Source organism: Bradyrhizobium sp. 172, assembly GCF_023101065.1.
Classification (GTDB): domain Bacteria; phylum Pseudomonadota; class Alphaproteobacteria; order Rhizobiales; family Xanthobacteraceae; genus Bradyrhizobium; species Bradyrhizobium canariense_D.
The window spans coordinates 2578349-2592145 of sequence record NZ_CP064701.1 but is presented as its reverse complement, the minus strand read 5'-3'; the positions used below and the strand labels follow the sequence as shown (position 1 = coordinate 2592145).

11 protein-coding genes and 1 pseudogene are annotated in these 13797 nt (G+C 63.2%); 5 read left to right on the top strand and 7 right to left on the bottom strand.

From position 1 onward, the window contains the following. The first annotated feature begins 80 nt into the window (after positions 1–80). On the top strand, positions 81–1613 hold the full coding sequence (locus IVB07_RS12305; RefSeq protein WP_247767678.1) for a bifunctional aminoglycoside phosphotransferase/ATP-binding protein: 1533 nt from the start codon (positions 81–83) through the stop codon (positions 1611–1613). Positions 1614–1625: 12 nt separating this feature from the next. After that, a pseudogene (locus IVB07_RS12300) lies at positions 1626–2596 on the top strand (CHAD domain-containing protein). 35 nt (positions 2597–2631) lie between these two features. Here IVB07_RS12300 and IVB07_RS12295 read toward each other — a convergent pair. The 3 genes from IVB07_RS12295 to IVB07_RS12285 form a co-directional block, all read right to left on the bottom strand. Next, a complete protein-coding gene (locus IVB07_RS12295; protein WP_201263214.1) occupies positions 2632–3096 on the bottom strand; it encodes a RidA family protein in 465 nt (154 codons plus the stop codon). A 13-nt stretch (positions 3097–3109) separates the two neighbouring features. Beyond that, positions 3110–4801 (bottom strand): benzoate-CoA ligase family protein, encoded by a 1692-nt coding sequence (locus IVB07_RS12290; protein WP_247767677.1) that lies wholly within the window; start codon positions 4799–4801, stop codon positions 3110–3112. Between the two features lie 147 nt (positions 4802–4948). Next, positions 4949–5467 (bottom strand): MarR family transcriptional regulator, encoded by a 519-nt coding sequence (locus IVB07_RS12285; RefSeq protein ID WP_204511875.1) that lies wholly within the window; start codon positions 5465–5467, stop codon positions 4949–4951. A gap of 250 nt (positions 5468–5717) precedes the next feature. Here IVB07_RS12285 and IVB07_RS12280 point away from each other — a divergent pair, with 250 nt between their 5' ends. Next, positions 5718–6893: an ABC transporter substrate-binding protein gene (locus IVB07_RS12280; protein ID WP_247297006.1), complete on the top strand. Its 1176-nt coding sequence runs from the start codon at positions 5718–5720 to the stop codon at positions 6891–6893. Positions 6894–6922: 29 nt separating this feature from the next. Beyond that, entirely contained in the window at positions 6923–7378 is a 456-nt protein-coding gene (locus IVB07_RS12275; protein ID WP_007601580.1) for a cupin domain-containing protein, read from the top strand. 9 nt (positions 7379–7387) lie between these two features. Here IVB07_RS12275 and IVB07_RS12270 read toward each other — a convergent pair whose 3' ends face one another. From IVB07_RS12270 to IVB07_RS12255, 4 genes are all read right to left on the bottom strand, one after another. Continuing rightward, complete coding sequence (locus IVB07_RS12270) at positions 7388–8638, bottom strand: flavin-dependent oxidoreductase (RefSeq protein ID WP_247369609.1); 1251 nt, start codon at positions 8636–8638, stop codon at positions 7388–7390. Positions 8639–8693: 55 nt separating this feature from the next. Then, positions 8694–11045, bottom strand: a complete 2352-nt coding sequence (locus IVB07_RS12265) for a bifunctional salicylyl-CoA 5-hydroxylase/oxidoreductase (RefSeq protein WP_247767676.1) — start codon at positions 11043–11045, stop codon at positions 8694–8696. 94 nt (positions 11046–11139) lie between these two features. Next, positions 11140–11976, bottom strand: coding sequence for an enoyl-CoA hydratase family protein (locus IVB07_RS12260; RefSeq protein WP_247767675.1), 837 nt, complete (start codon positions 11974–11976; stop codon positions 11140–11142). 43 nt (positions 11977–12019) lie between these two features. After that, on the bottom strand, positions 12020–12781 hold the full coding sequence (locus IVB07_RS12255; protein ID WP_247767674.1) for an SDR family oxidoreductase: 762 nt from the start codon (positions 12779–12781) through the stop codon (positions 12020–12022). 214 nt (positions 12782–12995) lie between these two features. Here IVB07_RS12255 and IVB07_RS12250 point away from each other — a divergent pair, with 214 nt between their 5' ends. Further along, the gene (locus IVB07_RS12250; protein WP_247767673.1) at positions 12996–13793 is read left to right on the top strand and encodes an alpha/beta hydrolase; all 798 of its coding nucleotides are present in this window, start codon (positions 12996–12998) and stop codon (positions 13791–13793) included. Positions 13794–13797: the final 4 nt, after the last annotated feature.

The window sequence follows — 13797 nt, the reverse complement described above, 5'->3', positions numbered from 1 at the left end:
GACTGGCCGCGATCTGCTTCTATGGATTACCCTGATCGCAGGGTGAGCCGCTTCCGACGCATCTGGACGTACCAGCTGGAATGACAGACGATTCTGCGACCCAGGACCGGATCTTTGCGGCGCTCACCGATTCCGTAGGTCATCCGAACGTGAGGCGGATCGATACGCACGCAGCTTCGGTCTTTCTTGAAGGCAGACGCGCTCTGAAGATCAAGCGCGCCGTGCAGTTTCCATTCCTCGATTACTCCACGCTCGAGAAGCGCAAGGCGGCGTGTGAGGAGGAGATCAGGATCAACCGGCCGCTGGCGCCGCAGATCTATCACCGCGTCGTGGCGATCACGGAAGAGCCCGATGGATCGGTGAAGGTCGATGGAAGCGGCCGGCCGATCGAGTATGCGGTCGAGATGTTGCGCTTCGACGAAAGCCGGACGTTGGATCATCTGGCCAAGGCCGGAGCGCTGGATGACACTTTTGCCTCGGCTGTCGCCGACGCGATCGCGGCTTCGCATGCGCAGGCTGTTCGCGCCGACGGCTACGCATGGGTTTCCTCCATCCCCGGCCTGATCGATGGCAACAGCAATGGCCTGCGGACCGGCAATCATTTCGAAGCCGAAGAGATCGCAGAACTCGGCAGAGACTCGCAAGCAATGTTCCTCCGCCTCCGGCCTTTGCTCGAAGAGCGCGGCCGTCAAGGCTTCGTGCGCCGCTGCCATGGCGACCTGCATCTTGCGAACATCGTGTCGATCGACGAGCGGCCGGTGCTGTTCGACGCCATCGAGTTCGACGCCCGGATGGCAACCACCGACGTGGTCTACGATCTCGCATTCGGATTGATGGACCTATTGCACCACGATCAGCCACGCGCGGCCAATATCGTGCTGAACCGCTATCTCGCCGCGACTCCGGTCGAAAATCTCGACGCGCTCTCCGCACTGCCGCTGTTCATGTCCATCCGCGCGGCGATCCGCGCCCAAGTCGCGCTGGCACGGCTGAAGCCGCCGCATTCCGATGATCCCAGTATTCTCGACGAGGCGCGACGCTATTTTGGCCTCGCCCGCGCGCTGATCCAGCCGCCCGCTCCCCGGCTGATTGCAGTCGGCGGATTGTCAGGCACCGGAAAGACAATCTTGGCACGCGCGCTCGCGCCGGAGGTTACGCCGCAGCCGGGCGCCGTCGTGCTGCGCAGCGACCTCGTCCGCAAGCAGATGTTAGGGGTCGAGGACACCGACCGGCTGCCGGCATCCGCATACACACCCGAGGTCACGGCCCGCGTTTACGACACGTTGGCTCAGCACGCCGGGAGGGTGCTGGCGCAAGGCCATTCAACGATCATCGACGGCGTGTTCGCCCGTGAGGACGAACGAGACGCGGTTGCCGCACTGGCGCGCAAGCGCAACGTGCCGCTGAGCGGCCTATTTTTGGTTGCAGACCTCGCGACCCGGCAGGCGCGGATCGGGGGCCGCCGGGGCGACGCATCCGACGCCACGCAAGAGGTTGCCGCGCTGCAAGAGCACTATAATATCGGCCATGTCGGTTGGGCGACCATCGATGCATCCGGGACGCAAGAGCAGACGCTCCAGAACTGCCGGGACGCGATCGCCGAGAGCAAGTAAGGCAATCTGCAAATGGCGCGACCCAGCACGAGTTCGACGGCCGCGCGCGTCAAGCCTGCGGCGAGGCGCAATGCCCTGCCCGGCCGCCTCAGCCCCGGCATGGTCTGCGACACGGCGTTCCGGATCATCGCGCGCCGTCACCTCGCCGCCGTTCGCGCCCAGCATGACGGCACCTGCCGCGGCGATCCCGAGGCACTGCACCAGATCCGGATTGCACTGACGCATCTGCGCACCGCCATCCGCTTCTTCTCGCCGATGGTCGATGACGCCCTTCGGCCGGAGATCTGGACCGAACTGAAATGGCTGAATAGCCAGCTCGGCATGGTGCGGGACCTCGACGTGGCGATCGAGCGGGTCATCGCCGAAAGTAGCGGCGAGTTGACCGTGATTGCCGAGCTCCAGCACTGGGATGAGAAGCGCGCCGAGGGGCATCGCCAGTTGGCGCGCGCGCTGCAATCCGCGCGGTATCGCCGTCTCGTCGCGCAGACGTCAGCCTGGATCGAGAGCGGCCCCTGGTCGACCCGGCGCAGCAAGGAAGCTGCCAGGCTACGCCGCTGCACGCTCGCGGACCACGCAACAGCGAAACTCACGGAATGGGAAAAGACGCTGCTCAAGAAAGCGCGAAAATTGCGCGAGCTCGACGTCGAGAAACGGCACAAGCTGCGGCTTCTCAACAAGCGGCTGACCTATTCGATCGAGTCGCTCGACGACCTGTTCGCAGACGAGTCGCTGACAAAGCAACGGTCGATCCTCAAGCAATTGCGCAAGGCGCAAAAGTCCCTCGGGCGGTTGAATGACGATGCGCGAGGGCAAACCTTGGCGGCGTCATTGAACGAGGCCGTCCTCGAGGCGGGCATTCGCTTCCTCAACCGCAAGCGCGAAAAGAAACTGTTGCGGATCGCCTCGGACGCCTACCGGAAACTCGACAAGCCAAGCCGTTCCGCTCCGCCGACCTTGCGCCGAAAGCGGAGCCTGAGGATTAGACGCTTTCGCCAGACGAGCTGGGCCAGCCGTCGGCTCAGCGCGGAATGACGGCGGTGGCTTCGATTTCGACGCGCGCCGCCTTCTCGACGAGCCGGACGACCTGAACCAGCGCCATCGCCGGGTAGTGCGCGCCGAAGATGGCGCGGTAGGCCTTGCCGAGCTCTTTCAGGTTCGTCAGGTACTCGTCCATGTCGACGACGTACCAGGTCAAGCGCACCAGATGCTCGGGCTGCGCGCCGGCCTCCGCGAGGATCGCGGCGATGTTGCCTAGGGTTTGGCGCACCTGCGCGACAAAACCCTCCGCGAGACGCTCCTCGTCATCCCAGCCGATGACGCCGCCAGTGACGACGATGCGTCCCTCGGCGGCCATACCGTTGGCATAGCCTTTCGGTACCGGCCAACCGGACGGCTGGAGCACCTGCGCCCTGGAGCGGGTTTCATCCTCGGCTGTTGTCGGCAGCACCGCGAGGTGCGGGCCTTTCGGCGTGGTCACTGACAATTCTCTATCCTTCTCATTCCGCCGCGACGCCGGAGGACGGCACCGCGGTCTGCGCCAGTTGCCGCAGGGCAAAGCGCTTTAGTTTGCCGGTCTCGGTCTTCGGTAGTTGCGTCACGAACTCGATCGCGCGCGGATATTTGTAGGGCGCGATCTCGCGTTTGACATGCTCCTGCAACGCAGCCACGAGCTCGGCATCCGGCGTTACGCCTGGCGCGGCAACGACATAGGCCTTCACGATCATGCCGCGCGCCTCGTCCGGTGCGCCGACGACCCCGCATTCGACGACGGAGGGATGCGTGAGCAGCGCCGCCTCGACGTCCGTGCCTGCGATGTTGTAGCCGGCCGACACGATCATGTCGTCCGAGCGCGACTGATACCAGAAATAGCCGTCGCTATCCATCAGATAGGTGTCGCCCGTGATGTTCCAGCCGTTTTGGACGTATTTGCGCTGCCGCTCGTCGGCGAGATAGCGGCAGCCGGTCGGCCCGCGGACCGCGAGCCGTCCCATCGTCCCCGGCGGCAAATCATTGCCGGAATCGTCGACGATCTTCGCTTCATAGCCCGGCACCGGCTTGCCCGTCGCACCGGGGCGGATCTCGTCCTCGGTCGCGCTGATGAAGATGTGCAGCAGCTCGGTCGAGCCGATGCCGTCCATCAGCTTGATGCCGGTCGCCTTTAGCCAGGCATCGAATGTCGGCTTGGGCAGCGTCTCGCCGGCGGACACGCATTTGCGAAGCGAGGAAATATCGCGGCCCGGAAGCTTGCCAATCATCGCCCGGTACGCGGTCGGCGCCGTGAAACAGACCGTGGTCTTGTACTGCTCGATCGCATTCAGAACGTCGTCGGGCGCCGTCTTCTCCAGAACGACAAAGGAGGCGCCGATGTGCATCGGAAACAGCACGCCGCCGAAGCCAAACGTGAAGGCGAGCGGTGCCGAGCCGACGAAGCGATCCGTCTGCTCCGCCCGCAAGATGTTGCGCGCATAACCATCGCAGACCGCCAGCATGTCACGGTGGAAATGCATGGTGCCCTTGGGATCGCCGGTCGTGCCCGACGTGAAAGCGATCAGGCAGACGTCGTCGGATGCAGTATCGACAGCTTTGAACTCCGGACTTGCATCCCCCATCAGCGTCTCGAGCGAGTCGCCGCTGCCGGTGCCCCAATAGACCACGCGCTTGAGGCTGGGGGCTGCGGCTTTCGCTTTCTCCATTTCCTCGGCGAGCTTGCCGTCGCAGAGCGCGAGTGTGATCTCCGCCTTCTGGATCGGATAGGACAGCTCCTTGGCGCGCAACAGCGGCATCGTCGCCACGACAATGCCTCCAGCCTTGATCACCGCCAGATAGGTCGCGACCATCATCGGATTGTTGGCCGAGCGAAGCAGCACGCGCCCGCCGGTGACGAGACCAAGCTTGCCGACCAGCACATTGGCGATGCGGTTCACGAGGGTTTGCAGCTCACGATAGGTGTAGCTGACGGCGGGGCTGATCACGCAGGCAGCGTCGCCGTGTCCCTGCTCGACCCAGCGGTCTAGGAAATAGCTGACGCAGTTCAGGCGGGGCGGATATTGCAGTTCCGGTCGTGTGAAGATGAATTCCGGCCAGAGCTCGCGTGGCGGAAGATGCTGCCGCGCGAACGCATCGACATGGGCTGTCGCGGCATTGTCGTCATGCGAGCCCGAGATTTGAACCTTGGCGGCGTTGGCCATCGCACGCTCCTTTCAGCATGGAAAGCATCCGGCAGCACTCACTCGGAAACATTTTAGGCTTAAAGCAATTTCGCGCAATAGCGCATTTTGGGCATCCCGTGCTTTTTCCGGCGGCAAACGGGATTGGTGGGTGCCTCAGCCGCGGACCTACGCCCGGCGGCGAGCGGCCGATTTCTGCGCCGATGCCTTGGTCTTGGCGAGCAGCCGCATCAATTCGCGCACATCCTTCGGCGTCAGATCGGCGAAGAGATCGGCGATCCAAGTTTCGTGTTCCGCGGCCATTCTGCGAAACTCGGCGCGACCGAGTTTAGTCAGCCGGATCACCTGGACGCGGCGGTCTGTCTCCGACGTGCGGCGGTCGAGATGACCGGATTCCACGAGGCGCTCGACCAGACCGGTGACGTTGCCGTTCGAGACCATCATGCGCTTGGAGACGTCGGACAGCGTCATGCCGTCGGGTGCCTTGTCGAGCTGCGCCATCAGGTCGAAACGGGGCAATGTGACGTCGAAGCGCTGCCGCAACCGGCCACGAACCTCGCCCTCGATCAGGGTCGTGCAGGTCAAGAGGCGCAGCCACAGCCGAAGCTCTTCGGCGTGATCCTCCGGAGTTTCGACGGCCTTGGTCTCGGAATCGAGCATGTTGATGCAGTCACTCACGGCCGGCATTGGCGCCCGGCACGGATCCCCCACGTTTTGAGCTTCAAATAAATCGACGCCGGCTGCAAGCGTAAAGCCGCAACAATCAACCGCATGCCGATTTCTTTAGGCTTCAAATAATTGGCGCGCCACTTGCATGCGGCGCTGCCCGCCGGATGACGACGCTTTGAGCTCGCTTGCCGCGGCAGCAATCATCGGCATAAACTTGGATTGAAGTAGCGGCTTGCAGCGCAAGTCCTGTTATCACGGGGGACAGATCATGAAGACGCAAATGACGTTGGCCGCAGCCGCCTTGCTGCTTGGCACCGCGGTGAGTCCTTCCCTCGCTCAGGAGAAAATCAAGCTCGGGGTGATCGTGACCCTGTCGGGACCCGCCGCTGCACTCGGCCAACAGGTTCGCGACGGCTTTGCGCTCGGGGTCAAGGATCTCGGCGGCAAGATGGGCGGCCGCGAAGTCGAGGTCGTCGTGGTCGACGACGAATTGAAGCCGGACGCAGCGGTCACCAAGGTCAAGGGGCTTCTGGAGCGCGACAAGGTCGACTTCGTGGTCGGCCCGATCTTCTCCAACATCCTTCAGGCGATCCACCGGCCGGTGACGGAATCGAAAACCTTCCTGATCAGCCCCAATGCCGGCCCATCCACTTTTGCCGGCAAGGATTGCAACCCGTTCTTCTATGTGACCTCGTACCAGAACGATCAGGTGCACGAAATTCTCGGCAAGGTCGCGCAGGATCGCGGCTACAAGCGCATGTATCTGATGGTGCCGAATTATCAGGCCGGCAAGGACTCGGTCGCCGGCTTCAAGCTCGACTACAAGGGTGAGATCGTCGAGGAATCCTACATGCCGCTCAACACGCTGGACTTCCAGCCGGAGCTTTCCAAGATTTCATCGCAGAAACCGGATGCGCTCTTCACGTTCATGCCCGGCGGCCTCGGGGTCAATCTCGTCAAGCAATACAAGCAGGCCGGCCTCGCCGACAGCATTCCGGTGCTCTCCGCTTTCACCGTGGATGAATCGACCTTGCCGGCGCAACAGGACGCGGCGGTCGGCATGTTCGGCGGCGCGAACTGGGCGCCCAATCTCGACAATCCCCAGAACAAGAAGTTCGTCGCCGCCTACGAGACCGCCTTTAACGGCGTGCCCGGCACCTACGCCTTCCAGGCCTATGATGCCGCGATGCTGATCGACAGCGCCGTCAAAGCCGTGAAGGGCGATCTCTCCAACAAGGATGCGGTCGCGGCCGCGCTGAAAAAGGCCGACTTCACCTCGCTGCGCGGCGCCTTCAAGTTCAACACCAATGGTTATCCGATCCAGGATTTCTATCTGACCAAGGTCGCCAAGCGCGCGGACGGCAAGTTCCAGACCGAGATCGTTCAGAAAGTCTTTGAGAATTACGGCGACCGCTACGCCAAGGACTGCAAGGCGGCGAACTAAGCCGCACGTCGCGTTGAGGGAGGATCACAATGAAGAGCGAAATCACCGGCATTACACGGGCCAATGAGGGAATCCAGGGCATCTCCTGGAACATTCTTGGCCAGACCTATGTGCCGAAGAGCAACACGGAGCACAGCTTCTCCTGGCATGCGACGCTGCCACCGGGCACGTTCGTGCCGCCGCACATCCATCCCGACCAGGATGAATATCTCTACATGCTGGAGGGCAAGCTCGATTTCATGCTCGGCAATTCCGAGTCGCAGGCGACCGCGGGCGACCTGATCCGGCTCGGCATGGGTGTGCCGCACGGCATCTTCAACAAATCGGAGCAGACCGCGAAGGTGCTGTTCTGGGTGTCACCGACCCGCAAGCTGTTCGACCTGTTCTGGGGCCTCCACAACATGAAGGAACAGAAGCCCGAGGACGTGGTGGCGATGGCCGCCGAGTTCAACATCCACTTCCTGCCGCCACCTCCCGGCGGCTAGCAGGGCATCTTAAGCCCGCACCGCCGCAAGTCCCGGCACTGCGGCGAAGCCGGCCTTGGTGGCATAGCCGCGCACGATCGCCTCGCGCTGGGAATAGCTCAGCACGTTGTCGACATTGTCGAAACCATCAGGCGCGAGCTGCTCGACGGCGTCGATGACGCCTTCGGGACCGCCACGCCTATTGGAGCGGACGATATCCGCGGTCATCGGCAGGCGCTTCTTTTCGTATTCAAGCAATGCCTGGCGCGGATGCTCGGCGCGCACCAGCGCGTCAGCGAGGCAGCGCGCGTCGAGGATGGCCTGCGAAGCGCCATTGGAGCCAACCGGATACATCGGATGCGCGGCATCGCCGAGCAGCGTGACTCTGCCCGACGACCAATAGGGCAACGGATCGCGGTCGCAGGTCGGATATTCGTAGAACTCGGGCGTGGCCGAAATCAGGCTCTTCACGTCGACGTAAGGCACCGAGAAGCGCGCCACATGCGGCATCAGCTCCTCGCGACGGCCCGGCCGCGACCAGTCTTCCTTGCGTGGCGGCGGGGCATTGCCCTCGCCCACCTTCACCAGCACCGCCCAGTTGGTGAGGCGGCTCGCCGGACTCGATCCCTCCGCAATGGGATAGATCACCACCTTGGCGTTGAGGCCACCGGCGACGATCATCGACTTGCCGGTAAGGAATAGCGGCCAATCCCGCGCACCGCGCCATAGCATCAGACCGTTCCAGCACGGCGGCCCCTCGCTCGGGAACAGCGTGTCGCGGACCCGCGAATGGATGCCGTCGGCACCAATCAGGATGTCGCCGCGCGCGGTATGGATGTGCGCGCCTGAGCGGTCGAAGAAGTACGCGGTGACGCCGCTCTCGTCCTGCGTGAAGGCACCGAGGCGGCAGCCGGTGTGGATGGCCTCCGGCCCGAGCCGCTCCTCGACAGCCCGATGGATGACGCCCTGAAGGCGACCGCGGTGGATCGAGAATTGCGGCACATCGTGGCCGGCGTCGATGCCGCGGGCCTCGCGCCAGACTTCCTGGCCGTGACGGTTGAGGTAATAGAGCTGGTCGGTGCGGATCGCGACATCGTCAAGCTGCTGGAGCAAACCGAGGCCTGCCAGCTCGCGCATGGCATGCGGCAGCGTGTTGATGCCGACGCCAAGCTCGCGGATGGTGTCGGACTGCTCGAAGATCTCGCAAGCGAGGCCCCGCGAGCGCAGCATCAATGCGGTGGTGAGACCACCGATACCGCCACCGACGATAATCGCCTTCATCGCCCTCACTCCACTCGGTACACACCAGGCAACGCGGCCAAATTCGCACGGGCGGTCACTCCGCCGCAAGCGGCTTTGTCGCCTCCGCCTTGAGCTCGGCCCGGGTCTTGGGCTTAGCCTTAATTCTCAGCTCCTCGAGATCCTGCCGGTCGCGCACGCTGTTGCGGAAAATCTGATCTTTTCCGGGAAGATATTGCGGCGGGCAGAACGCGTCGTCCGCCCCGTACCAAGCCGCCGCCCGCATGGTGAAGAAGGGATCGACTAGATGCGGCCGCCCGAGCGCAACGAGGTCCGCCCGGCCCGCAGCCAGGATGGTGTTGGCCTGGTCCGCCGTCGTGATATTGCCGACGCACATCGTGGCCACGCGCGCCTCATTGCGGACCTGGTCGGAGAACGGGGTCTGGAACATGCGGCCATAGATCGGCTGCGCATCGCGCACGGTCTGCCCGGTCGAGACGTCGACGAGATCGACGCCGGCCTCGGCAAAGGCGCGCGCGATCGCCACCGCGTCGTCGCCGCCGATGCCACCCTCGGCCCAGTCGGTCGCGGAAATGCGCACCGACATTGGCTTGTGCGACGGCCACACGGCCCGCAGCGCCTCGAAGATTTCGAGCGGAAAGCGCAAACGATTGGCGAGCGAGCCGCCATACTCATCCGTGCGGGTGTTCGTCAGCGGCGAGATGAAGCTCGCAAGCAGATAGCCGTGGGCGCAGTGCAATTCGAGCATGTCGAAGCCGCAGCGTTCGCCGCGCTCGGCCGCCGCGACGAAAGCATCTCTCACTACGTTCATGCCGGCCCGATCGAGCTCGCGCGGAACCTGACTATCGGGGAAATAGGGCAGCGGCGATGCCGAAAACACCTCCCAGCCACCCTCCTCGAGCGGACGATCCATGCCGTCCCACATCAGCCTGGTCGCACCCTTGCGCCCGGCGTGCCCCAGTTGCAGGCAGATTTTTGCGGCTGAATTGGCATGGACGAAATCAACAATGCGCCGCCAGGATGCCTCCTGCTCGTCATTCCACAGTCCTGTGCAGCCGGGCGTGATGCGGGCGTCGCGGGCAACGCAGGTCATCTCCGTGAAGATCAGACCGGCGCCACCGATCGCGCGCGATCCGTAATGCACCAGGTGGAAATCGGTCGGCATGCCCTCCTTCGCCGAATACATGCACATCGGCGACACCACGGCGCGATTGGCGATCTCCATCTCGCGCAGCCGGAATGGCTGGAACAGCGGCACCATCGGCTTCTCGGTGTCGACGTCGAAACCGCTGTCACGAACACGCTTGGCAAACGATCTTTCGACCTCCGCCACGAAGTCGGGAGCGCGGAGTTTCAGATTGTCATAGGTGATCGCCTTCGAGCGCGTCATCACGCCGAAGGCGAACTGCACCGGATCGAAATCCCAGAAGCGGTCGACATGCTCGAACCAGACCAGCGAAACGTCGGCGGCGTGCTGCGTCTTCTCGACCTCCTCGCGCCGCCCGTGCTCATAGACGTCCAGCGCCGCCTTGATGCTGGGCGCCTTGTCCATCGCCTCGGCCAGCGCGATCGCGTCTTCCATTGCGAGCTTGGTGCCTGAGCCAATCGAGAAATGCGCGCTCGCCTTGGCGTCGCCGAGCAGAACCATGTTGTCCTTGACCCAGCGCTTGCTGCGGATCATCGGAAAGTTGCGCCACGTCGAGCGGTTGGTGAGCAGTTGGTGACCGTCGAGGAACCAGCCGAAAATCTCCGCCATTCGCGTAGCCGACTGGGTCTCGTTCAGCCCTGTCAGCCCGGCGCGTTCGAACGTCTCCGGATCGGTCTCGAAAATCCAGGTCGAGTGGCCGGCTTCATATTGATAGGCATGGGCGATGAACGGCCCCCACTCCGTCTCCTGGAAGATGAAGGTGAAGGCATCCAGCGGCCTGGTCGAGCCCATCCAGGCGAACTTGTTGGCACGCAGGTCGACTTTCGGCGCGAAATGATCGACGTATTTGTCACGGAAGCGGCTGTTGATGCCGTCCGCGACCAGGATGAGATCGGCGTCGGCGAAGCGGGATTCGTCTTCGACGTCCGCTTCGAAATTCAGGACGACGCCCAGTTCGCGCGCGCGCGCCTGGAGGATCAGGAGCAGCTTCTGCCGCGAGCAGCCACAAAAGCCGTTGCCGCCGACCCGATGGACCGTTCCGCGGAAGTGCACTGCGATGTCGTCCCAGTAGGCGAATTCCTGGGTGATCCGGCGATAGCTGGGAAGATCGTGCTTCTCGAAATTATCGAGCGTGGCGTCCGAGAACACCACGCCGAAGCCGAAGGTGTCGTCGGCGCGGTTGCGCTCGTATACCGCGATCTCGGCGCTCGGTCGCTGCTTCTTGAGCAGGATTGCAGCGTAGAGACCCGCAGGTCCGCCACCGATGATCGCGACTTTCATGGGAGCCTCGCCAATTCAACCCGCCGAAACTATTTTAAGCCTAAACTAATTGCGCGCAAGTCCCCATTGCGGCAGGCTGCCGGCAAAGCCCGGCTTAGTCGCCCCTGAAGACCGGCTTGACCTTGTTGGCAAAGGCCTCGAAGGCCCGTTCGAAATCGGCCGTCGTCATGCACAGCGCCTGAGCAATAGCCTCCGCCTCGATCGCCTCCTCCACCGACATCGCCCATTCCATGGCCAGCATCCGCTTGGTCATGGTGTTGGCGAAGGTCGGTCCCTCCGCGATTTGCTTGGCGAGCACTTGTGCCTGGGGCAGCACCTGCTCCGGGGTGACGAGGCGGCTGAAGAAGCCCCAGCGCTCGCCCTCCTCCGCGGTCATGAACCGGCCGGTGTAGAGCAACTCGGAAGCGCGGGACTGTCCGATGATCCGCGGCAGGATCGCGCAGGCGCCCATGTCACAACCGGCAAGGCCGACCTTGTTGAAGAGGAATGCTACCTTGGCCCCGCTCGCCGCAAGCCGCATGTCCGACGCCATGGCGATGATCGCGCCCGCGCCGGCACAGATGCCTTCAACCGCGGCAACGATCGGCTGCGGGCAGGCCCGCATCGCCTTGACGAGGTCGCCGGTCATCCGCGTAAACGCCGTCAGCCCCTTGGTGTCCATCTTCACGAGCGGACCGATGATCTCGAACACATCGCCGCCGGACGAGAAATTGGCGCCAGCGCCGGTCATGACGATGGACTTGACCGCATCGTCGAACGCGCAGGCGCGAAAGAAATCGGTCAGTTCGCGATAGCTCTCGAAGGTCAACGGATTCTTTCGTTCCGGACGATTGAGCGTCACGGTTGCAACACCATCGACGACGGCCAGCAGGAAGTGCTGCGGCGAATAGTCCGCAAGCGGTAAGGTCACGGGATTGGCTGGTCTCCTCATACGATCTCCTTGGCTTCCTTGCTCCGCGCCTTTGCCATGCGCGCTAAATCTCACCACCGGCAACAGCGATCGCCTGCCCGGTGATTGCGCCGGCGCCCTCGCCGCACAGCCAGAGCACGGCATCCGCGACCTCCCGAGGAGAGATCAATCGCCCTTGCGGATTATGTTTCGCGAGCTCAGCAATGGCCTGCTCGCGGCTCCGCCCCGTCTTTTTCATGATGTTCTCGATGCTGCCGGCGACGAGATCGGTGTCGGTGAAACCGGGACACACCGCGTTGACGGTCACGTTGCTGCCGGCCATCTCGAGAGCGAGAGACCGCACGAGACCGACCACAGCGTGCTTGGCCGCGGTGTAAGCACTGACATAGGCGTATCCCTTGAGCCCCGCCGTGGACGCGATCGCGACGATACGACCATAGGGACGGTCCTTCATCCCGGGCAGCACAGCGCTGACAGCATGGACCACGCCCATGAAATTGACATCCATCATGCGCGCGAACAGGGCGCTGTCGGATTTGGAGAACGGCGCAGAGTCGGCGCTTCCCGCGTTGGCGATCAGAATATCGATCGGCTTCCGCGCGCTCGCGTCAGCGATGGCCGTTTTCAATGAGGTTTCGTCCGAGACGTCGGCGACGGCCGCAAAATGCGCTGCCCCTGCGCTGACAGCCTCTTCAAGCGTCGCAGCGTTCCGCCCAAGGACGGTCACCGTTGCACCGGCCTCGACGAGCGCTGCTGCGATGGCGCGACCAATGCCGCGACCGCCACCGGTCACCAGCGCGTGCGGCGAATGCGGTAATCCGGACATGCGCTGGCCTTCCTTGCATTCAGCTAATCGCTCTCTCGATATATTTTAACCTTCAAACTTTTGCAAACAAAGCTCGACTCGGCCGCAAACAGCCGCACGCCGGACCCCGGCCCGAAAATTGCTTTAAGTATAAAATTATCTCTTCCCATCCCTCACAGGCCTGTTAGCATCGAAGGGCCGGACAAAAGGATGTCGCGTGTCGCAGCCTGCGCCAATGATAACAAAGGACGGCCGCTTCGCCTATGAAGCAGCGGGCGATCCGGGCGGGACACCTCTGATTTTCCTGCATGGCATCGGGGGTGCGGCACGGGCCTGGCGGCAGCAGCTTGCCACATTCGGCGACCGCTTCCACGCGATTGCATGGGACATGCCGGGCTATGGCGGATCGGCGCCGCTCTCCAGGGTCAGCATCGCTGCCCTGGCGGATGCGCTTCAGCGATTCATCGAGCAGCTTGGTGCGAGCAAGCCAATTCTGGTCGGGCATTCCATCGGCGGCATGATCGTTCAGCAATGGCTGGTGCAATCCGCGAAACCGGCGCGCGCGGTCGTGCTGGCGCAGACCAGCCCCGCCTTCGGCAAGGCCGACGGCGGTTGGCAGACATCGTTTATCGCCGCACGGCTGGGGCCGCTCGATCGCGGCGAAACGATGAAGTCGCTGGCGCCCTCTCTGGTGAAGGAACTGGTGGGCGACGATCCTGATCCCAGGGGAATGGAGCTTGCACGCGAGTGCATGGCAAGCGTGCCCGAGGCGAGCTATCGCGCCATGATGCTGGCGTTGATTGGCTTCGACCAACGCAGCACCCTCAAGGACATTTCCATCCCGACGCTGCTGCTGTCCGGCTCTAAGGACAACAACGCGCCAGCGCCAATGATGGCGAAGACGGCGACCTACATTCCATCTGCCGAGTATGTCGAGTTGGCCGGTGTCGGCCATCTTGCAAACCTTGAGCGCCCCGATGCCTTTGACGAGGCCCTCGGCCGGTTCCTGAACTCCGTCGCGATCAACACGTAGGATG

Bases quoted from the DNA above. Each gene is read 5' to 3' on its own strand.
- IVB07_RS12250 (WP_247767673.1), top strand. From the start codon at position 12,996: ATGATAACAAAGGACGGCCGCTTCGCCTATGAAGCAGCGGGCGATCCG.
- IVB07_RS12275 (WP_007601580.1), top strand. From the start codon at position 6,923: ATGAAGAGCGAAATCACCGGCATTACACGGGCCAATGAGGGAATCCAG.
- IVB07_RS12280 (WP_247297006.1), top strand. From the start codon at position 5,718: ATGAAGACGCAAATGACGTTGGCCGCAGCCGCCTTGCTGCTTGGCACC.
- IVB07_RS12260 (WP_247767675.1), bottom strand. From the start codon at position 11,976: ATGAGGAGACCAGCCAATCCCGTGACCTTACCGCTTGCGGACTATTCG.
- IVB07_RS12255 (WP_247767674.1), bottom strand. From the start codon at position 12,781: ATGTCCGGATTACCGCATTCGCCGCACGCGCTGGTGACCGGTGGCGGT.
- IVB07_RS12265 (WP_247767676.1), bottom strand. From the start codon at position 11,045: ATGAAAGTCGCGATCATCGGTGGCGGACCTGCGGGTCTCTACGCTGCA.
- IVB07_RS12305 (WP_247767678.1), top strand. From the start codon at position 81: ATGACAGACGATTCTGCGACCCAGGACCGGATCTTTGCGGCGCTCACC.
- IVB07_RS12285 (WP_204511875.1), bottom strand. From the start codon at position 5,467: ATGCCGGCCGTGAGTGACTGCATCAACATGCTCGATTCCGAGACCAAG.
- IVB07_RS12290 (WP_247767677.1), bottom strand. From the start codon at position 4,801: ATGGCCAACGCCGCCAAGGTTCAAATCTCGGGCTCGCATGACGACAAT.
- IVB07_RS12270 (WP_247369609.1), bottom strand. From the start codon at position 8,638: ATGAAGGCGATTATCGTCGGTGGCGGTATCGGTGGTCTCACCACCGCA.